Here is a 412-nt window from a genome sequence, read left to right as displayed (position 1 = left end):
GGGGGGCGGCGCCCCCCGCCACTCGCCCTCCGGCACGACCGAGACGGTCAGCCGCACCCGTGTGCCGTCGGAGGTCCAGCGGTACGCCGTGCGCAGGCCCGTCTCCCGGCCGGCGGGCGCCACCCGGGTCCGTACGGTCAGCGCGTCGCCGTCCGTCTCGACGGCCTCCAGCCGGTGCCGCATGCGGTGCAGGCCCAGCTCGCGCCAGAGCGGCCCGTACCGGGTGTCCGTCTGCCAGGTCGCCCCGTCGTCGTTGTCGGTCGTCGCCCGCCACACGTCCAGCCGCAGACCGCTCACCGGCACACCGAGGAGGGTGCGCGGCGCGCCGGTGCGGGCGTCGAAGACCGCCGGGCCCAGAGCGATCCGGTCGCCGTCGACGGCGGGGCGCACGCCGGTCGCCACGGGCGACGGG

Annotated in this window: 1 pseudogene; it reads right to left on the bottom strand. The window is 78.6% G+C overall.

The features are described 5' to 3' along the window. Positions 1-412 (bottom strand): annotated as a pseudogene (locus B7767_RS38815) (beta-galactosidase); the annotation flags it as partial.

The organism is Streptomyces sp. 13-12-16, assembly GCF_002114215.1.
Lineage (GTDB): Bacteria > Actinomycetota > Actinomycetes > Streptomycetales > Streptomycetaceae > Streptomyces.
The sequence above is the reverse complement of the archived record's forward strand: the minus strand, read 5'-3'. Positions and strand labels throughout refer to the sequence as shown.